The organism is Paenisporosarcina sp. OV554, from assembly GCF_003058165.1.
In the GTDB taxonomy this organism is placed as follows: Bacteria; Bacillota; Bacilli; order Bacillales_A; family Planococcaceae; genus Paenisporosarcina.
Genome location: NZ_QBUC01000007.1, coordinates 36,166 through 57,057 on the forward strand (window position 1 = coordinate 36,166; position 20,892 = coordinate 57,057).

Consider the following 20,892-nt stretch of genomic DNA (forward strand, 5'->3'; position numbering starts at 1 on the left):
TTTTTAGGTATCTATAGTCGCAACTTTATTAGTTATTGTCGTAACTTTCATCGTTATTATCGCAACTTCTTGAATTATTGTCTCAACTTTTCATGTTATTGTCACAACTATCCAATTTCCTCCTAATTCTCAAGCTCAAAATTACTAGAGACCTGCTTCGCTTTTTCTGCGAGACGGGTCTCTTGTTATAATGTTTACTATGCTGCTTGTCCATTTCGCGCTCAGTAAATTATCAAGTTCACCCGACTCAACCGAATAACTGTTGTTTAATTCAGATTTGTGTAAAAATTGTGTTGACAATACTAAAAATAGATGCAATAATTCGATTTATATTTTTAAAAAATACATATCTACATTTTTCTTATCAAGAGCAGGTGGAGGGAACTAGCCCTATGAAACCCGGCAACCGACTTACGCGAGTAGGCACGGTGCTAATTCTTGCAGCAGTAGCTGACAGATAAGAGGATGTTAGTTTTTACTAACCTCTTCTTTTTTGTGAAGAGGTTTTTTATGTGGATTAAAGAGGTGACGAATTTGAGTGAAGTAATTGCGAGTTATTTGGTCCATAACGCAGGAAACTTGGAGAAAAAAGCTGAAGGCATTGCACTTGGTCTGACTGTTGGTTCTTGGACTGACTTGCCTCAACTCGAACAACAACAATTAAAGAAACATAAAGGCCGCGTTGTATCTGTCCAATCATTAGGTGAGGAGCCAAATGCAAATCGGACGAAAGGAATTATTCGAATTGCTTATCCTGCTGCGAATTTTAGTCCAGACTTGCCAGCAATTTTGACGACGGCCTTTGGCAAATTATCGCTTGATGGGGAAATCAAATTAATTGATTTGGAGTTCAGTGCGGAGCTAGCTACTCACTTCAAAGGACCTAAGTTTGGGATTGAGGGGATTCGCAATTGGACGGGTGTGCAAGATCGCCCTTTTGTTATGAGTATTTTCAAAGGAATCCTTGGCAAAGACTTATCTTTTTTACTGCACCAACTCGAACAACAGGCACGTGGTGGCGTGGATTTTGTGAAAGACGATGAGATCTTGTTCGACAACGAGTTAACGCCTTTTGAAGAACGAATCACGAAAGGTCGTGAAGTTCTCGAAAAAGTATATTCAGAAACTGGACATCGCACACGATACGCTGTGAATTTAACGGGACGCACATTTGACTTAAGAGACAAAGCAAAACGTGCAACAGAGCTTGGGGCAGACATGTTGTTGTTTAATGTTTATGCATACGGACTCGATACGCTTCAAAGTTTAGCCGAGGATAGTGAAATTGCGGTACCAATCATGGCGCACCCTGCTGTATCAGGAGCATTCACGCCATCACCATATTACGGGCTGTCAAACCAACTTGCACTAGGCAAATTACTGCGTTTTGCAGGAGCGGATTTCTCCTTATTTCCTTCGCCGTATGGAAGTGTGGCTCTTGAAAAAACTGAGACTCTTAAGATTGTGGAATCGCTAACGAAACCAGATTACGTGAAACCAACACTTCCTGTGCCTTCAGCGGGAATTCATCCAGGAATGGTGCCACAACTTATCGAAGATTTTGGAGTTGATTCGGTAATTAATGCAGGGGGTGGAGTACACGGTCATCCAGAAGGATCTGCAGCAGGAGGTAAGGCATTCAGGCAAGCGGTCGATGCAACGCTTTTAAAGAAAACCTTATCAGTCGCCTCACAAACAAACGAAGAACTTCGACAAGCACTTGAATTGTGGGGTGACAAAGTACGATGAGCCAACCAGTTATTTTTTGTGATTTTGATGGCACCATCACCACCAAAGACAACATCATGGCCATCATGAAAAAGTTCGCACCACCTGAATGGGAGCCGATAAAAGACCGAATTCTCGGACAAGAAATTTCCATTCAACAAGGTGTTACGCAACTTTTCAACTTGCTTTCAACCAATCAAAAAGATGGAATTACGCAATTTGTCCTCGACCAAGCACAAATTCGCGAAGGTTTTGAAGACTTTGTTGCGTATACGAGATCACAACGTATTCCGCTCTTTATCGTATCAGGTGGCATTGATTTCTTCGTCAAACCTTTGCTGAAAGATTATATTACTGAAGACCATATTTATTGCAATGTCGCAGATTTCTCAGGTGATACGATTTCGATTGAATGGCCACACACTTGTGATGAATTTTGTTCAAATGGCTGTGGTTGCTGTAAGCCTTCCATCATTCGCAAACTTAGTGAAGACAACACTTATAAAATCGTCATCGGAGATTCTATTACCGATCTACAAGCTGCAAAACTAGCAGACAAAGTCATTGCGAGAGATTTCCTCAGTAAAAAGTGCGAAGAACTCAATATTGCGTTTGAGCCATTTGAAACATTTAGAGATGTAATTCACATTTTAGAGCAATTGGAGGTACACACATGAGCAATTACTTTTCACGTTGGAGCGATTTGGCAGCTATCAAAAAAGAATTAGCCGATCGCGATTGGTTTTATGGAACAAGTGGTAATTTGTCTATTAAAGTTTCGAATGAACCCGTTTCATTTCTAGTCACGGCATCAGGGAAAGATAAACGCAAATTCACGAATCACGACTTTTTATTGGTCGATTCAAATGGTGAAAAGTTAGAGGACACAACGTCAAAGCCTTCAGCTGAAACATTGTTGCACGCCAAAATTTATAATAAAACCAACGCGGGCTGCGTCCTTCATGTGCATACCATCGATAACAATGTGATTACAGAACTGTACAAAAATGAAACACATATTGAATTCACTGGAAATGAAATTATTAAAGCTCTAGGTTCATGGGAGCAAGACGCCAAAGTCAGCATCCCTATCATCGCGAATATCGCGCACATCCCAACTTTAGCTGAACAATTTGATCGCTATGTTAATGGAGACAGTGGGGCAATTCTTATTCAAAATCATGGAATTACAGTGTGGGGAAAAGATGCCTTTGAAGCAAAAAAAATCTTGGAAGCATGGGAATTTTTATTCTCTTATCAAGTCAAAGTAGCATCCATAAAACATGTAGTGGGGAGTTTTTAATCATGGCATTCATTCGAAAACACGCATCAAACGAACGCATTGAAGAAGAACAAGCAGTAATCGATTTTTTATATAGCAACGAAGTCATTTATGAAAAATGGGATATTGAAAAACTCCCGACGGAACTTCGTGAAAAATTCAACTTAACTGATGAAGAAAAACAACAAATTTTATCGGCATTTGGCATTGATATTGCCGATATTTCTGAGCGTCGCAACTACCAACAAGCGGATGTGATTTCACTTTCAGAATCAACTCCGAATTTAGAACAGCTGCTGAAAAATTTCCAACAAGAACACCATCACGAGGACGACGAAGTGCGTTTCATTGTGAGTGGACATGGCATTTTCGTCATTCAATCGAATGATGGTGAATTTTTCGACGTCGAACTCCAACCTGGTGACTTAATCTCTGTTCCTGAAAACGTGCGTCATTACTTTACGTTAATGGAAGACCGTAAAGTCGTAGCGGTGCGAATCTTTGTTACAACAGAAGGCTGGGTTCCAATTTATGAGAAAGAAACGGTTGCATAAGTGAAGAGAAATCGTTCCGACCATTCACCTGGGTACGGACATTTTATCCTCTCCAGACGTATACAGACACAACAACGCAACGAAAAAACCTGACATCCGCAGTGGGAGTCAGGTTTTTCTGATGCTATGGCGCACGCTTATGGGGAAGAAAAGGTCCGCGTCATAGTGAAAATTGAGGATTAATCAAAATTACTTAGCATATGAAACTTGCACCGACAATAATTAATAAGATGAAGAGAACAACGATCAAAATGAATGTAGAATCGTTATTGTTGCAACATTCGTTACCACCCATGTTTAACACCACCTTTTTAGGAAGGATGTTTTAACATATGCACTTTTATAAGGCAGATACGGGAACAGAGCAGGAATCAGAAAGAAGAATTATTCGCAAATAATGTCCCACTCATCTTTTAAATTTGAATTGACCTTCGCCAAATTAAATTTTTTATAACCTTGGCTTTTGGCCCATTTTTTCATAGATGCGTGGTCAGGATCTTCTTTATCTTTTATGACACGCTGGAATTCATCATAACCTGGTGGGCCTCCAACGTCTTCGGGAGGACAAGTACCTTTGCCTTCTAGAACTTGAGGATAATCATACTCGAAATCATCCACTACTTTTTCAAATATCACTTCATGATCCCAGCCGTCGCCAAAGTCATACAGGTAGCGAAAGTCTGGAGATTCATGTACATATTGATTTAAATCTACGTCTCTTGCTAGCAATAATTGCTTGCGAATGATTCGTTGATACATTTTATATTCATAGGTCCCTTCTTCAGGAGGGTTTTTCATGTAATGTTGTGCCATTGCGAAATTTTCTGTAACGGTTTCTTCATTTGCAACCAGCTCAATCGTTTTGTTGTTAATGGAGTCTTCAACGAGGAAATTAAACAAGTGACTGTCTGTCCACCCCATAGAGGTTTGAATTACGGAATGCAAATCATAAAAATCAAGTTCAACAGGCATGACAAACCGACGCCATACCTTTGGTTCTACGTGATTTAGTGTGACAAGAAATTGGTAAGCTTTCATCATAACACCCCATTTTAAGGATTTTTTTCATCATAACATAATTAGGGTGCTCCTTGTGAAGATTAAAAAAGGGCTGGTATTAATGAATCGTGATATGATAAAACTAATTTAAGAACGTGAGAAATCCCATTTCTAGTGTTGATAATTTGATTAAAAAGCGAGCAGGTGACAAATGAAAGAGGCCTTAAACAAATTCACAAATAAAAACTGGTTAATTTGGGGCGGCTTCTTACTGTTGCTCGTTTTTCTAATCATGAATCGCCAAATCATTACGCTTCTAGTGAATCAAGATATCGAAGCAACTCAAGATTTTTTAGATGATAATATGCTGCATGCGGTTGTGTTTATGTTAGTGATCATGATCCTTCAAAATTCATTTACGGTGTTTCCTTTACTATTGGTAATTAGTATTAATATTACGTTGTTTGGTTTTATTAATGGTTTTTTATGGAGTTGGATCTCGAGTATAATTGCGGCAATTGCTGTATTTTATAGCGTGCGATATTTATTTCAAGAGCGCTTAATTGAAAAATTCAAACCCGAACTTCTTAAGAAAATTGATGCAAATGGTTTTTCGTATGTCTTTCAAGCCAGGGTATTCCCTTTAGTTCCAACTAGTTTGGTCAATATATTGGGAGGACTCAGTACGGTACGGATTTGGCCGTTTATCCTCGCAACCACTATTGGAAATTTCCTTTTCTTTTTTGCTCTTGCATTAATTCCTGCAGGACTTTTGTCGGAAGAATTAGATGAAGCTCTAATTTGGGGGGGCTTAATCGGTGCCATTTTAGCGTACTACTTATTTAAACTTGTTCGCAAAAAACGTAAACAACCTAAATGAAACTAAAATAACCCTAGTTCGCCAAAAGCGAGCTGGGGTTATTTTATTAAATGAACGAATCCTTTATTTTTGGTCAACAAACTCTAAGATGAAATCCAAAAATAGCAGTGGTTGCTCTACGTTTGGAGCATGTCCGGATTGATTAAATTCAACGAACGTGGCATTCGGAATCAGTCTCGCCGTTTCACGACCTACTTCTGGTGGGTTTAGACCGTCGTGATCTCCACTAATAACAAGCGTTTCAGCAGTGATTCGATGCAAATCTCCACGAAAATCAAAGCCTTCTAATGCTTCATTAGCAGCGGAAATCTCTTTTGCTGTTAAGGAAGGGCTCTGCTGTCCGGCTTTGTGACTCCACTTGCCGACAGCTTTCAAATCATGAAAAATGTAAGGAGATACTTTCACGACTTTCTCCGAAAAGTCTAATCCTTCAAGATCATCTGCGTGTTTCTCAAATAAGGCTTCCATAGAAGACGTTTTGCCTTGTGATTTCGTTGCCACTAACATCAACTTCTTCACACGCTCTGGTGAAGCGATGGCTACACCTTGTGCAATATAACTACCCATCGAGACGCCGAGTAGATAAGTTTCTTCGATTTCTAAGTGGTCCAGTAACCGAAGCACGTCGCCAATATGGTCATCTAATGTATACGTAGACGGTTTTTCAGAATCTCCATGTCCGCGAGCATCCAAGACAATTATGCGGAAATACTTCTTTAAGATTTTCACTTCATTTTCAAACATGTGGCGATTACCAGTCAATCCATGCAACAAAACAAATGGCTCACCAGCCCCGTGTTCTTCATATGTTAGAATCATTCCATTACTCGTAAATGTTGGCATCAAGTCACCTCTACTTTTTAAATTCCCTCCTGAGGATTATGTAAACTTTCATCAACCTACTTGTCCTATTCGAACCAACCCGTAGATTTTTGAAATAAATGAGAGCGCTTATTCGCGCTCTCGCTGTGCGTAGGGAGTGGCTTTCTCTTCCTTATGATTATTTTAATTAGCAAAGAAAAGCAGCTCCAACAATAATTAATAAAATGAAAAGAACCACCAGCAAAGCAAAAGAAGATCCGCCGTCGTGATGTCCACCCATAGATAACACCGCCTTTCTTTGTGGGAATGTTGTATTATACGCAAAACAATATCCGACATATGGGGCAACGTCATGGGATTATATTATAAATAGGTATAAAAAATATTAAATTGCTTAAAAAATTAAAATCGTTTAGGACGAGTACTTTTCAACAGCTCGTACACGGGCGGTAAAGTGGTTTTTTGCTAGACAGAATGCCCTGTTTTTCACGGTTCGATACTCTTAGTGTGCTGAATCATTTCTTAGGTTGTTTCATCTTTATCCAAACCATACATAGTACACCAACTGCCAACCCGAAAACAATAATTTGCCCAATACCTATCCATTTCACAACAGCATACGTTGCTGAAACTTCAAGTAGTAAAGCTGGAACTTTGCCTATACTGCTGGCCGCTACAAATGACCCGAAACGCATCTTACTGACGGCAGCATATAGCGTCACTAATCCAGAAGGGATGAATGGCATTAATCGTAAGCCAATTACTAACCAGATTGCCTCTCGAGTAGAAGCATCGAGCAACTTTTTCATCCGTGGTGTATGTTTAGACCGATTGTTAACAAACTTTCTAAACCCTTTTCGATACAACCAAAAGGCAACCAAACTCCCGGCAATCTCTCCAATAAGAGAAACTGAAAACCCACCCCAAAAGCCAAATACCGTGACATTTATGGCAGTCAGAAATGCACTCGGAATAACTCCTACGATACTAATCACGATATTCACTAGCATACTTATCAATACAGCTATAGGGAAGGGAACCATGGACATATAAGATTCGATTATTGCCATAGATATCTCCTTTATCAAAACTAAGATGCATTTATAGTAGCACGATTTGACTCAACAATGACGTTGGCAAACTGCATAATAAAAAGCCAAACAAGATGAGGACTCATCATGTTTAGCTTTCTGCTATTTTTTAATGATAGAAGAATGAAGCAACACCCAAAACACGAGAGTGCCTATTCTTTTGTCAAGTCACCGAGTTTTACTAAGCTCTTCCATGTAACCCCGCCATCAGTCGTTTGGTAGACATTATTTTGTAGGGTTGCAATAGAAATCTCTTTGTCATTCGTTGGGTGCGTAGCAATATATGTGACGGCATTTTCTTTAGCCAGTTGTGGTCCTGAAAGAGTCTTTGCTTCTTTTGAAGTAAGGTCAATCTGAACCAACTGCACCTTGTCACCTACTAACTCCGCTACGTACGCATGACTTTTACTTAACGTCACATAAGTGATGTACATGTCATCCTTGAATAGTGAAAAGCTTTGACCTGCATCCGTTGATAGATATAATCCTCGGTCTGTGCCAATCGCAACAGTTTCAGGTGTGTCTGGATGAGCCGCCATATTAGATATCATTTCGGCTTCAAAGCCATTCAGGTCCATCGTTGTCCACTTCTGTCCGTAATCGTCTGTATAAAAGAAGCCGTTCTCTAACTTGTCAGTAGGCATTTCGTTAAAAACATAGATACGATTTGTATGGTAGCTAGCCGCTAAATAATGAAAGTCGATTTCGCCTGCAAACGCATATTGTTTAAATGTTTCTCCGGCATCTGTACTTTTTAGTAGTCCAAGCGGGTTCTCATAATCTGATCCAGGTTCTGGATGACCGCTTGAAACAAATCCATCATCTACTGCTTGAAAGCCCATATAATCATGCTTTTCGCCCGTTGTTTCTTTCCACGTTCCTTCTTCATAGAGAAGGGGGCCGTGATGGGAGGCAAGCATTAATGCATCACCGGAACCTGGGTAGCCGAGTCCATGAATATGGTCCACCTTGGTGTCAGTTGTTTCCTGGTAAAAATCGTCTGAAGGCGCAACAGGAGCGTCTTGAGTGGCTTCATCTACTGTCTTTTCTTTATCTTCTGTGGTGTCATTTGATGAACAGGCTGCAAGCGTTAAACTAAGCAGACCCATAATAATTATCCATGTCTTCATGTTCTTCCTCACTTCCATTTATAGCCGATGCCCAAACTGTCACGATATACTCGGACGCTTGAAACCTAGCAGTTTTTATTTGTCACGCAAATTTTGAATATGTGAATCGACGGTACCGTCCTCTATTAACTGCCCCAATTGTACACGAAAAATATAAAAAAAACTGTGCAGAAAAAAGCACAATATACTCAACGTCACGCTTAAATAGGGGGAAGATAACCGTATAAAACCAATCAAAGGACTGACATACATGAAACTAGCCATCATCACCGACATCCACGGCAACGCAGCTGCTCTAAAAGCGGTCTTACAGGAAATCGATCATCAAGCGGATATAGAACAAATCTGGTGCCTTGGAGACATGATTGCTATGGGCCCCGATTCAAATGAAGTACTCGACATCCTGTTTGCGCGTGAAGATGTACAGATGATTACCGGCAATCACGACGAAGCCATCCTGTCACTGATAGCAGGAGAAGGGCATCCCGATAGCTACAAACACACTCGTGAGCACCACGAATGGATAGCCAGTCGTCTAAATCCAGAGCATGTTGCTAAGCTTAAAACATTGCCTCGAATTCTGGAGAAAGAACTAAACGGCACCCGAATTCTCGGTATTCACTATCATATAGAAGAAACCAAACGACAAGCCCACATTCAAGATGAGCCTTTTTATACGATTTTAGAACCAACCATAGAAAACATGGAAATTATGTTTGGCAATTATCAAGCGGATATTATCTGTTTTGGCCACCATCATCCTGAACATCTATTCCAGGCAAATGGTAAGACCTACCTTAACCCGGGTGCACTCGGCGTATCAAAAGGGGACACTGCCCCATATGGCATCATCGATTTAACTGAAGCAGAATCGCAAGTTACTATACATCAAGTTACATACGATAAAGCTGCGTTTTTGGAGAAGTTCGAACGCTTGCAAGTACCTCAAAGAGAGATTTTATTTAAGTTGTTCTATGTAGGAGAGTAAAAAAGCGCTAGAACACTTTTGGGAAAGGAAAGAATCGACACCTTCTATTCCATAAACGAAACGACCGAAGATACAATTTCGGTCGTTTTTTACTTTCTTTTATCTAGCATTCATTAATTGTGTAATTTGTGAGATAATTATAACAAATTCAGATGTAACAAATTAGTTGAGATATAATTAAAGTATCGGATGAAAAATTTAAGGAGTGAATTTTTATGGCTACTGCTCGTGAATCATCAAAAGTGAATTTAGATTTTTTAGTTCATGACCTTGGTTTGCATCAAGAGAGGAATACAAAAGTTTTTCGAAAAGGAAAATTTTTTATTATCTCACCGTCTGTGCAAAATAAGAATCATTTGTTTGAAGTTGGAGAAAGCATTATGGAGTTATTCGAAACAGAAGACCAAGAAGGCTATTTACTGATCCGCTTTAAAGAAGAATTTTTAATGGCCAAACTAAAATCATTCGAAAAGAAAATGATGATATCAGATACAAAGCCCACTTCATCTAGGCTTCCTCCACATTGGAAGTTCAAAGTAATCGAAGCGACAAACCCATACATTATAAACATGGGGGATAGTGACCTAAGGTACCCAATTCAAAATCCAAGCAAGAATCAACTAATTCAATTTTTTAATACAGAAAGCTAATTTAACGATAAAAGAAAAATAACCCCCGGCAGTTTCAAGTGTCGGGGTATTTTTGCATTATAAATTCAAAGTTGTTTTCATCATGAAATTTAAAAAAATTGGAAAAGTTTGAAGATGAATATTGAGTGTGACAGGTTTCCAGTCCACTTCGGACGCTTTACCTGCTGCACAATAATCTAGGGAATAAAGAGGATGGGCTTGTGACTGCGTCACTTCGCCAAACCCTCTTTTTGTAGATCATCCTACGGCAGGTGTGCATCCTTCGCTCCCTTGCAACCTGAAAGTACTCAGTAATTTTGGTTTCGTTAACTACAGAAAAGAAGGCAATTTTAAATAGATGTTCGGCCGAAGATGCAATTTCGGCCTCTTCTTGCTTCTTTTATTTTGGCTTTTATTTGCAATGCATCGATAATTCATTACAAACAAAAGAGTATATTTGAGTCCCGAATGTACGATAAACAAAAATTAACAGAGTCAAAAAATAAGAAAAGTAGGAGTTTATCATGAATAGTCTATTTTTATTAGCGGGTATTGCTTTTTTTATGGTGTTAGCAGCAGTCATCGTTGTCACGGTCATCTTAGTTTCAAATAAATCAAAATCGAACAGTAATCACAAGGACGCGAATTTCAAAGTATTGTTCTACTCAATAACACGTAAAACAGCTCATTCCTTTGAAGCTGTTTTTTTGTGCTTACAAAAAGAAAAGAGGATGAATATCGTCTCCCACCAATTGCCAACAAAAAAAAATTGATAAAAGAACAAATGTTCGCATATAATATAAAAAAGGAGGCTGCTTGTATGAAAGGCACCATTGTGAAGTATATGAAGCGGCAAGATATTCTGGAAATTGTCTATCTTGCAAAGGACGGGAACATCACCAAACGTCGTGTGAAAGTTATTAAAGCCTACCAAGACACGTTTCAAGCGTACTGTTTTACCAAACAGGCCAAGCGCACTTTTTACTTTGACCATGTCCTAGCAGCCGTTCCAGTTATTCGAAGAGAAAGGGAGGACGTAATTTCATGAAAATCAATCGTGGTCTAAAAGTGGATGGTGATCTTAAAGATCGCGGCAAGATTAAGTGGACGGCCATGATGTTGCCAGAGCATGTGGCTGAACTTCGTCAATGGCAAGAAGATTACGACAAGGTAAAAAAACCGGAACTCGACGAATTCGATTACGATACGATGCAAGAAGAAATCGAACGCGCACTCATTAGCGAAATGGAAACACGCCTGACCTCATGGAAAAACGGCAAGCTCCACTATCATCGCGGCATTATCAAACAAGCCAACAACCAATACCTTCGCTACGAAGACCCATACGGCATCCACCAACTTCCACTCGACGAACTCGTCGGCGTCTTTGTTATTGCGTAACTTTCATAAAAACCTCTTTAGCCAATTACTGAAGAGGTCACTTCTTCTCTTTCAATTACTTCTTCTAACACATAAGTCACGAGCTGACGATCAAACTCCTGATTCTAAGAAAAAATCATATTACAGAAAACACAATTAATATTTCCTGAATATTAACCATTATACATGATGAAAAAGCAGAAAGTTTCGCCAAGTTCCAGGGACACTTCAGACATTTAATAGGTACACATTTTGCCAGTTCAAAGTACATGAAAATAGGATACGGTACGCTTTGAGCGCACTGGCATCCTATTACTATTGGCTTCCTGAAGGGAAGTAGAAACTCTGTTTTTAAGCCTATATTGTCTCTTCCACTGATGCAGTTTTCTCATCTTCTTGTGAAATCATTTCCTGTTGGTGACTAAAGGATTTCCAACCTATATTCCATAGAGGGAACGACCGAAGATTTCGGTCGTTTTTTACTTGTTTTCACATATGAAAACAAGAATCTCCTTAATGTTTGATAGAGTCCAAAAGTCACTATTGTAAAACTTTACTTATGCGTTACTTATATTACTCAGAATATTAAGTAGCATGATTTTATTGTATGCTAATATTATGGTAGTTAGTATTTAGGAGGAACAAAGTATGTACGATATAGATATTTGGAATCAAATAGTCACAGACAATAATTATGATAAAGAGAACTATGGCTACAATAAAATGATACAACAAATAGAAACCAGTCCTTCTGCAGCAGTTGCAAAGATGGAATTAATTTTTAAAAATCTTTCTTTCGAAAGAATGAAACAAATTTCATTTTCATTAAAAAAAGAATCACTGTCAATAAGGTTTTTTGACTTAAACAAGATGCGCTATGTCTGGGAAGAAATGAGAATAAATTATCAACTCTCTGATATTGAATATAAAAAAGTGTTGAATTTTATTAGTTTGGCAGAACGAAAATTCAAGAGAGAAATTTCAGTTAGAGAAGCTGAAATAGCAATGAGCATATTAATTTTCATCGCAAAGCAAAGTTTTGAATGGAAAGAAATTAATACTTTAAGTAATGGAGTTTCTAATTCAGAGGTGGCAGCTTCAATTGTAGATAATGAAGAGAGTACAAGTAATGAGGTTTATGAAAAACTAATTGATGAAAATAAAAACTTTATGAAGGCATTGACAGTATTGCAGTCATCTTCAAAAGAATCAGTGGTAAATGCGGATTCTTTTGGTCAATTCAGAAGTTACATGCATGTTGAACGATCGATAGAGACCGAAATTCTTAGTGTCTTAGAGAGTGCTCAAAAGAAAAATGCACCAAGTTTAATAATGTTGTGTGGAAGTGTGGGGGACGGAAAAAGCCACTTATTGGCATACATCAAGGAAAATCGGCCGGAACTACTATCGAATTTCAGCGTACATAATGATTCGACAGAATCTTATGATCCAAAAAAGACATCATTGGAAACACTTGAAAGAGTCTTAAGTGAATTTGATGACAACATAACTCCCTCCAAAAGTTCATTAATCGCAATAAACTTAGGAGTACTCCATAACTTCTATAACCAACAAAGAAGTAATGGGAAATTTGGAGAATTATGTAATTTTATTGATCGTAGTGAGGTCTTTCATCAAAGTGGAAACGCATTTCAAGAAGATTCTCAATTCAAATTACTGAATTTTGCAGAATTACAACCTTTCACACTTGAATCAAACGGACCAAACTCAGAGTTTTTCTTAAATATTATTAACAAAATCACAGATAATCACCCTCTTAATCCATTCTATAATGCATGGATGAAAGATAAAGAAAATGGGATATCCACTGTGATACATCAAAATTACAGCCTTCTATGTAATCCAAAGATAAAGCATTCCATTGTGCAAATATTGATTGAAGCGATGGTGAAAGAAAAAATATTTATATCGACTAGATCCTTTTACAATTTTATATATGAAATTATTGTGCCAGTCAATGAAATCACCCAAACTCAAAGTAATTTTGATTTAATCAAAAATAGTTTGCCGAATTTATTGTTTGCACATCCTGATCGATCACAATTATTAAAAGCTTTGAGTGAACTGGATCCTTTGAAAAATAGATCTAGTCAAAAGGATGAAATGATTACAGAATTCCTTCTAAGCCAAAACAAACAAAGTTTCATCAATGACAAGTTTAAAGCGATAGAAAATCAAAATTCTGGAATTCCCAACATTGAAGGAATTAGTAAGGAAAACTATCTAGAAGTTACAAAGTTGCTTATTAGACAAACATCCCTTCTATCTGACTATGAAAGTAATGAAAGCTATAGAGAATTCATTAGTTACTTATTTGCTTATTACACAGGAGATGGCGACAAAATCAGCGTCCTATTTGATTTGTTGAAAGATGTGGTCTTTTCTTGGAATGGTTCACCGATGGAAGGCTATATTTTCACGGGTTCCACAAATAAAGAGTTCAATATCGCTGTCCCTGTTCATTTAGTAGAAGATGTCGATGAAACGATTTTTGGTTCCATGAATGGTAAAGAGAGCATTGAGCGGTTTAACCCATATTTAAAAGTAGGATTCAACCAGGATAAACGTTATTTCTTTGAGCTGGACTTTGCCCTGTTCTCGCTTCTTAAAAAGATAAGAAAAGGTTACAGACCGAATAAACAAGACATTCAAAATGCACTCCAATTCAATGAGCTGCATGAAAAAATTATAAAATCTGCTGAGAAAAACAATAAAATTTTATTACTTCATAAGAAAACGAACGCAATGTATGAAGTTTCAAAACCTAGGTTTTCAAATGCGAAATTTGAAATGAAGAAGGTGTAACGTTGTGGAATGTAAATTAGATTTAGAGAAAATTGAAAAGTTCACACTAAAAGGTGGTAAATATACGTATAAACGCAGAGAGCAAACATATTTGTTACCACTTCCGACACGTGAACCAGAAAGAGCAAAGTTTGATAAAGGCTTTTCAACTATCACTGGTGCGGTTCTTAGGGCAATCAATGATAAAAACATTCCTAAGGACGCTAATCAAAAAAATATTGAAAACATTATGAATATGGGCAAATTTAATGATGAGGAATCAGAAGAGATTTTCAAATACTTTGTTGAAAATCAAATCAGTGAAATTGAAAATTCAAATGTTACGAAATTCAACCAATTAGAATATATTCCATTTACTGAAAACGAGAAAGAAAGAAAAGGTGAGGAAGACTTCTTTACTTTTTTCTACGACTTCTACATTGCAAATAATAAAGAAGAACTTCAAACCTTATTCAAAAGCTTATCGGAACAAGATTTGATTTCTACAATATTGGATTTGTCGATTAAAGAAAAGAAATCAAAAAAACAAGCCGTTAAATATAAAAACAATTTTCCGGAACTACAACAACAGTTTCTGGCGGATATCAAAACCTTGTCTACAAATCCGAATTTTCTAATTGAAAACATCTCATCACTTTTTGTTCATTATGCCTTTATAGCTATGGCTCAGTTGATTATTCAAACAAACAAGTTAACGAGTTTTGATGAGTCAGAGTTGTCTCCGATTTACTTTTTATTGAATTGGGAAAAGGCTTCGAAATGGAGAAATGGATATAAAACAGGCTATAAAATGTTGTTGGAGCAATTTGATGGCTTTTTTGCGCACGAACATGCATTGAATATTGTGGGGTTGAATACCTTTTCAGATAAACCTAACCAGTATTATCATGACATTCATCAAGAACTTCAAGGCCATGGTCCAAATGAAGAAAAAATGTTTATTAAATCCATTTATGATTGGATGAACGGCTTTTACAAAGTTCGAAATGGCATTGACGATGGTTTACCTCAGTACGTGGACAAATTAACTCTGGACGATGCCTTTAAGGACTTACTGTCTGTCATAAAAAAAGGAATTTCAAAAGAGATTAATTCGCGTTACCAAAAAGCATTTGAAGCATTTATTTCGAAATTCTATCGTAAAAACGGTGGATCACTAGGGACAATCCTTTCATTGAAACAAGATCAATTGCTAATGCTAGTTGCCGTTTCAGTCGGAAACTCTTCTAATCGGATTGAATTGAAACAATTATGGGATGAACTCGAAAAACGAGGAGTATGGCTAGATCATCATTCAAAAGAAGAGGTGGTAAACACCTTGGACAAATTGAATTATCTAGATAAGAAAAGTGATAGTGGGGATGCTCAATATGTTAAATCCATTTTATGATTATATAGGTGGTCAATTAGTTAACTTCTTTAGAAAAGAATCCGATGAGAATCGAATAGACCGCTATTACTTATATCTGCCTGAAGAAAATCTAGTAGACGAACTGATTCAGGTTTTAAAAACGGATAGCCATGCTGAAAAATTTGTATATCAACATGAATCGAGCTTATCAAAATATGAGACATTCTCATTGGTGTTCAACCAAACGAAGTTTGTCATTGCTTCCACAAATGATAATACCAGTATTGATTTTCTTGTCACTTTACGAAATGAAATGAGCGAGCAAAAAGGACAATGGAAAAATACTGCATTAATTATGATTTGTAATACGTTAAACGATTCAATTAAAGGCGGTAGCAGGGATTTGACGTCGGAAGGCCTGCCCCTTCATGTCAGCCAGATTGTTGGAAACTTGGAAGAGCTTTTATTCAAGTGTGAACTAATTGACAGTGAAAAAGTGGTATTAAGACATTATTTAAATAAAAGAGAAGCTGAACACAGAATAGAAAATTCTTCTTTCCTGGACTTTGAAGATGTTCTTTCACTTTTGAAAAAAGCACGGTTAGATCAAGGTGACTTTGCGGCATTAAATTATTTCCCTGACTCTAACCTAGAGAAACTTGTGGAAATTCGGGATTCATATGAATACGAAAATCACAAGTGGAAAAAGGAAGATAAAAATATTGCGTCAAGATTGGAAGAAAACACATCATTATTTGAAGATGTAGAACGTACAAGATTATTGGGAAATGAAAAAGAAAAGCTTGAAGACCAGTTTGATAAAGGTGCAATGAAACTGCGAAAAGAAGATTGGGCCTCAACTGATTTTCAGGAATTGAAGGAATGGATGGTCAAAGTTAATGAGAGAAAAGAAATTTCTTTTGATAACGATAAAGTAAAATCCCATTTAGTAGGGGAACAAATGAATCTGGGCTTAACAACTTGGTTAAGACCGAAATCTGATACTGCAGCTGGTAGAAGAAACTGGAGTTTAATTGTTTTTCACCCAGATTACATTCAGGGTGAAACCATAGAAATAAGATTCCCGTTTGATCGAAATACCTCGGATAAGTTTTTGAATGCCACTAGCTTGAAGTTCACAAAAAGCAAAGGTCATTCATTAATCGTAAGCATTAAACTAGAAGAACTAGGGCGTACGTTTAAACGTATGGTTTATAAACATGAAGACAGCACATCTAGTAGCTATAGCTTCAATATTCTAGTGATTAAGAGCAAAGAAGACTTATTGCAAACCCATAAGTCTTCGTATTATGTGAATGCTGGCTCCAAAAGTAATTCAGCTCTTCAATTGGAGCTTAACGACCAAAAACTATTAATTGGTTCAGGTGGGGAAACTGCTTTAGTTCAATCAGTAGAATCGGCAGTAACTTTTAATGATGGTGTTGAAATACACTTCGAACTTGGTCTGTTGGATGAAATGGAAACGAGCTTCAAGTTCATGTTGAATTCGAATGATTTTGTCATTTCAATCGAGATCAAAGATATAGTATTAAGGGTTGTCCCGATTGAACCGATGCGAATTTGGGAGAAAAAAATAAATAGCCAAAACACTTACTTTGGTAATGATGATTTCTCCCGAGTGGAAATAGACCAATTGCCATTTGTGACACATGAACAAGATCGGAAATTTTATATGTTCGAAAAACAATGGTTAAGCATGATGCCTAAAAGAGCGAAGCTGACGATAAATGAAATGGTGGAAGAGCCATTATTCATGCCTGCTAAGTTGGAAGAGGCTTATAACAATTTCCTGAACTTATTGAAAGAAACAAACACTATTCCGTCCTTTACCTATTATTCAGATGAACTTGCTGAATATGCAGAGAAATATATTGAAGAGTATGTCGATGCTATAGACAACATCAGTGACGGCGAGTTAATGAAGAACGATGAAAGAGATTTTCTATATCTGGGTGCACTTTTTCACGAGAATGAAATCTATATGACTCCTTTTTCTCCGTTGAATGTGGCGTACCAGCTTCAATTGACCAAGGAAACTGCTGGGGAAAGCATAGACAGTAATATATTGAAGAGACTAAAGGCTGCTTATACCATCCCGTTCTTAATTGGAGCAGATGGTCGCTTATTTAAACCGGATTCTACAAATCGCATCCCTGAGTGGCAACTCTTCAAACCGAGAGAAGAAGTGTCAATCGGCGAAACCAATAACTATTTGGCACAGGTTGTACAGGAAAAAATCAATCAGTTCATGGATCATTATGATTACTTGTTTGAAATCGACAGTAAATCCGCATTGCTTTTAAATATCGTGAATATTAATAATGACAGAGAAATACTCAAGGGGATTATTAATTGGTTTAAAATAGAAATCACGAAAAATAATTCACTGAGTAATTTAAGAGACATTGTGGTGACTTCTTATAATATTAGCTCGAATATTAAAAGTGCTTTTGATTTGATGAATGAAATTGAGGAACCATCAGTGTTGAAAGATGAGCTGGGAATAGATATTAATATCAAAGACTTTTATTCCGAGGATGTATTAAGAGCCATTCAATCGTCCTTACAATATGCAAAAAGAGACATTAGTGAACAACTGGAATATAGTCATGTGACTTTCTACAAAATGAAGAGCAAAGAACATATAGCAAAACAAAAAGTCGATCAAGCGCCTAGCAGTATTAACTTAGGTGGTATTTATACGACGGTATCTTCACATAGAACGGAAGATGGGGGATACAGAGTTGGGTTTGGCATAGGGGATGCTAAACAAAATCAAACTTTACTAACAAAATACGCGACAAAGATTAATGAACTAAGTGCAAACAGAACAAATGGCGGGCACGACCCTTATATGAAAAACATAGCCTTCGCACTCCACATTAATAATGAGGACGAAAAGTACCTTGCAGAGCTATATAAAAATAGCCATTGGTTAACGTTCATTGACCCTGCAGTTGATTTGAAGTATTTCCAGGAATCTTCAAGCAATCTTGTCATTGTTCACTATAGCGATCAATTATCTTCAACTAGCCATTTCGATGCGATTACCGTTACGGACAAGTCCAATCAGTATTTTAAAGTGATTAAAGAATTCCTGTCGTCGCAACAAATAGCTGTAGAAGACGAGAGAATTGAAGAGGTTATCAAAGCCTTCAATACGTTTAATGGTGAATGGTTGCTAAGAGCAGTTCAAGGCAAGTCACATGACAAACGAGAAAAAATGAGCATCGTTTCTGCCATTAAACGCTCACTGCTATTCTTTGAAACGGAAAATATAGTATGGGTTCCGATTTCGATGGAAGAAATCGTGAGAGTAACAGGCAATATTAAATTGAGTAAAAAAGAAGGAATCTTCTCTGGGAAAACTATCGGTAAAAAAGGAAATTGCAGCGATGATTTGTTAATGATGGGGCTAGAGCTAACAGAAGATGAAAAAGTATTGGTTCATATGTACCCGGTTGAGGTTAAAATCGGGAACAATCAATCGTCTGTAATCGAAAAAGGAATCTCTCAAGTAATCGCACTGAAAGAAAGACTAGAAGAGCAGTTATTAAAAGAAAATAATTTCGACTCCAAGTTCCTGAGAAACTTCTTTGCTCGAGTGTTGATTAATAATGCCAACAAAATGAAATTAAATAATATATGGCCTGAAAAAGATTACACCATTACATCTAGCATGATTGACAAACTGCTAAATGATGACTTTGAAATCACAAGTTCACTTAGAGCAGACTTTGGCCAAGGAATGGTGATGTCATTCAAAAAAGGTATAACCGAGAGTAGACAAGAAAGAAAAAATGGCGTTATCGTCTATGAGATTCCTGAGCAAGAAGGATATGCAACTTTAGCCGTTTCCATGGAAAAACTGAAAATGAATGACTTCAGTGAAATAGAGATTGTGGAATTGCCCGAAATTATTGATGAGGAAATTTTCGTGGAACCTGTTCCTATATATCCACCAGTGAAACCTAGAATACTTGAAGAAAAACCAAAGGAAAAAGACGCAGCGGAACAAGAAGAATCTTATTCTAAGATTCCTGTCGTTCAACCACCTATTAAGATTGTCGATCCAGAAGAGGAATATGAAGTTACTCCTCAAATAAGACCGTTGATGGGTATTGAAAGAAATGAATCTATCCACTGGGAGTTTAATCATTCCCAACTTTCGAATAGACATCTATTGATCGGGGGGCGGTCTGGTCAAGGTAAAACGTACTTTATTCAGTCTCTTCTTCAAAACTTTTCTAAATCAGGTCAACCAGCTTTGGTGATTGATTACTCCAGTAGTTTTACAACTACCCAACTAGATCAGGCCTTTTTGGCAAGTGTGGGAGACAAATTACATGAAAGAATCGTTTATCATGACAAGTTTCCGATTAATCCTTTTATAAGACGTGAAAAAGAAGTAGCGGGAAGAGTGTCATTGGAGAAAACTTCCGAAGTAGCCAGAAGAGTCCAAGACGTTTTCGCAGCTGTTTATAAATCATTTGGTCCTCAACAAAAGAATGCGATTTATGAAGCAACTAAAGCTGGCATAGACATGTATGGAGACAAAATGAGGATGGAACACCTTCTTGAACGGATAGAGGCGCTGGAAACGTACTCAAGCTCAGTGCTACAATCCGTTTCAAGTCGTCTTGTTCAATTCGTAGATATTGATCCTTTTGATTATAATGGTGAAGCTCAATGGGATAATTACTTTAATACCCCAGGGCAAATCACGATTATTCAGTTGGCGGGCTATGATCAAGATGAGATAAAACGCATCATGACAGAATTTATCCTTTGGGATTTATGGTATTACACACAACGGGGCACTAAAGATAAGCCAATTCCTGTTGTATTGGATGAAGCACAAAATCTTGATTTCTCTGATGGTTCACCAACGGCCAAAGTATTAAGAGAAGGACGAAAATTTGGTTGGTCCGCTATGTTTGCGACTCAAACATTTAGCAATTTTGAAAAAAATGAACTTGCCATTCTAGATAATGCGGGAACAAAAGTCTACTTTAATCCAGCAGAAAGCGAACTAAAAGTAATCGCAAATCGTATTGGAAATGCAGACATCGAGGACTTACGTAGTCTGAGAAAAGGCCAATGCATGGTATTAGGCCAGTTCATGAAATCAAATGGAACCATGTCCAATCCTGAACATCATATTGTACAGGTACCAGAAATTAAATCAGAGTAATAAAATAAAGCTAATCT

General features: G+C 37.4%; 19 protein-coding genes and 1 riboswitch. Of the genes, 13 read left to right on the forward strand and 6 right to left on the reverse strand.

What is annotated here, in order from left to right:
• The first annotated feature begins 358 nt into the window (after window positions 1-358).
• Window positions 359-464, forward strand: a riboswitch (SAM riboswitch).
• 70 nt (window positions 465-534) lie between these two features.
• The 4 genes from C8K15_RS08140 to C8K15_RS08155 are packed head-to-tail and all read left to right on the forward strand — an operon-like array spanning window position 535 to window position 3,564.
• The gene (locus C8K15_RS08140) at window positions 535-1,749 is read left to right on the forward strand and encodes a 2,3-diketo-5-methylthiopentyl-1-phosphate enolase (RefSeq protein ID WP_108586033.1); all 1,215 of its coding nucleotides are present in this window, start codon (window positions 535-537) and stop codon (window positions 1,747-1,749) included.
• Entirely contained in the window at window positions 1,746-2,405 is a 660-nt protein-coding gene (locus C8K15_RS08145; protein WP_108585927.1) for a 2-hydroxy-3-keto-5-methylthiopentenyl-1-phosphate phosphatase, read from the forward strand. The genes C8K15_RS08140 and C8K15_RS08145 overlap by 4 nt, the downstream gene beginning before the upstream one ends.
• On the forward strand, window positions 2,402-3,031 hold the full coding sequence (locus C8K15_RS08150) for a methylthioribulose 1-phosphate dehydratase (protein WP_108585928.1): 630 nt from the start codon (window positions 2,402-2,404) through the stop codon (window positions 3,029-3,031). The genes C8K15_RS08145 and C8K15_RS08150 overlap by 4 nt, the downstream gene beginning before the upstream one ends.
• Before the next feature lie 2 nt (window positions 3,032-3,033).
• Complete coding sequence (locus C8K15_RS08155; RefSeq protein WP_108585929.1) at window positions 3,034-3,564, forward strand: cupin domain-containing protein; 531 nt, start codon at window positions 3,034-3,036, stop codon at window positions 3,562-3,564.
• Between the two features lie 193 nt (window positions 3,565-3,757).
• Here C8K15_RS08155 and C8K15_RS08160 read toward each other — a convergent pair whose 3' ends face one another.
• A complete protein-coding gene (locus C8K15_RS08160; protein WP_108585930.1) occupies window positions 3,758-3,859 on the reverse strand; it encodes a YjcZ family sporulation protein in 102 nt (33 codons plus the stop codon).
• 89 nt (window positions 3,860-3,948) lie between these two features.
• Window positions 3,949-4,602 carry a plasmid pRiA4b ORF-3 family protein gene (locus C8K15_RS08165; protein WP_108585931.1) on the reverse strand — a complete coding sequence of 218 codons (654 nt, stop codon included), beginning with the start codon at window positions 4,600-4,602 and terminating at the stop codon, window positions 3,949-3,951.
• 172 nt (window positions 4,603-4,774) lie between these two features.
• On the opposite strand from C8K15_RS08165, the gene C8K15_RS08170 reads away from it, so the two are divergent.
• Window positions 4,775-5,443: a TVP38/TMEM64 family protein gene (locus C8K15_RS08170; protein ID WP_108585932.1), complete on the forward strand. Its 669-nt coding sequence runs from the start codon at window positions 4,775-4,777 to the stop codon at window positions 5,441-5,443.
• A gap of 63 nt (window positions 5,444-5,506) precedes the next feature.
• Here the strand turns inward: C8K15_RS08170 and C8K15_RS08175 are convergent, their stop codons facing one another.
• The 4 genes from C8K15_RS08175 to C8K15_RS08190 all read right to left on the reverse strand — a co-directional run bounded on the left by C8K15_RS08175 (window position 5,507) and on the right by C8K15_RS08190 (window position 8,486).
• Window positions 5,507-6,286, reverse strand: coding sequence for an alpha/beta fold hydrolase (locus C8K15_RS08175; RefSeq protein ID WP_108585933.1), 780 nt, complete (start codon window positions 6,284-6,286; stop codon window positions 5,507-5,509).
• Between the two features lie 166 nt (window positions 6,287-6,452).
• Window positions 6,453-6,545: a YjcZ family sporulation protein gene (locus C8K15_RS08180; protein ID WP_108585934.1), complete on the reverse strand. Its 93-nt coding sequence runs from the start codon at window positions 6,543-6,545 to the stop codon at window positions 6,453-6,455.
• A gap of 235 nt (window positions 6,546-6,780) precedes the next feature.
• The gene (locus tag C8K15_RS08185) at window positions 6,781-7,335 is read right to left on the reverse strand and encodes a TVP38/TMEM64 family protein (protein ID WP_108585935.1); all 555 of its coding nucleotides are present in this window, start codon (window positions 7,333-7,335) and stop codon (window positions 6,781-6,783) included.
• A gap of 173 nt (window positions 7,336-7,508) precedes the next feature.
• The gene (locus C8K15_RS08190; RefSeq protein ID WP_158268276.1) at window positions 7,509-8,486 is read right to left on the reverse strand and encodes a F510_1955 family glycosylhydrolase; all 978 of its coding nucleotides are present in this window, start codon (window positions 8,484-8,486) and stop codon (window positions 7,509-7,511) included.
• A 250-nt stretch (window positions 8,487-8,736) separates the two neighbouring features.
• On the opposite strand from C8K15_RS08190, the gene C8K15_RS08195 reads away from it, so the two are divergent.
• The 8 genes from C8K15_RS08195 (at window position 8,737) to dptH (ending at window position 20,875) form a co-directional block, all read left to right on the forward strand.
• Window positions 8,737-9,474: a metallophosphoesterase family protein gene (locus tag C8K15_RS08195; protein WP_108585937.1), complete on the forward strand. Its 738-nt coding sequence runs from the start codon at window positions 8,737-8,739 to the stop codon at window positions 9,472-9,474.
• A 215-nt stretch (window positions 9,475-9,689) separates the two neighbouring features.
• Entirely contained in the window at window positions 9,690-10,124 is a 435-nt protein-coding gene (locus C8K15_RS08200; protein WP_108585938.1) for a hypothetical protein, read from the forward strand.
• A 503-nt stretch (window positions 10,125-10,627) separates the two neighbouring features.
• Window positions 10,628-10,876, forward strand: coding sequence for a hypothetical protein (locus C8K15_RS08205; protein WP_108585939.1), 249 nt, complete (start codon window positions 10,628-10,630; stop codon window positions 10,874-10,876).
• Between the two features lie 47 nt (window positions 10,877-10,923).
• On the forward strand, window positions 10,924-11,151 hold the full coding sequence (locus tag C8K15_RS08210) for a transcriptional regulator (protein WP_108585940.1): 228 nt from the start codon (window positions 10,924-10,926) through the stop codon (window positions 11,149-11,151).
• Window positions 11,148-11,504 (forward strand): YolD-like family protein, encoded by a 357-nt coding sequence (locus C8K15_RS08215; protein WP_108585941.1) that lies wholly within the window; start codon window positions 11,148-11,150, stop codon window positions 11,502-11,504. The genes C8K15_RS08210 and C8K15_RS08215 overlap by 4 nt, the downstream gene beginning before the upstream one ends.
• Before the next feature lie 627 nt (window positions 11,505-12,131).
• Window positions 12,132-14,309, forward strand: coding sequence for a DNA phosphorothioation-dependent restriction protein DptF (gene dptF / locus C8K15_RS08220; protein ID WP_108585942.1), 2,178 nt, complete (start codon window positions 12,132-12,134; stop codon window positions 14,307-14,309).
• 4 nt (window positions 14,310-14,313) lie between these two features.
• Entirely contained in the window at window positions 14,314-15,699 is a 1,386-nt protein-coding gene (dptG, locus tag C8K15_RS08225; protein ID WP_108585943.1) for a DNA phosphorothioation-dependent restriction protein DptG, read from the forward strand.
• The gene (gene dptH / locus C8K15_RS08230; protein WP_158268277.1) at window positions 15,680-20,875 is read left to right on the forward strand and encodes a DNA phosphorothioation-dependent restriction protein DptH; all 5,196 of its coding nucleotides are present in this window, start codon (window positions 15,680-15,682) and stop codon (window positions 20,873-20,875) included. Before dptG ends, dptH begins: the two co-directional genes overlap by 20 nt.
• Window positions 20,876-20,892 lie beyond the last annotated feature (17 nt).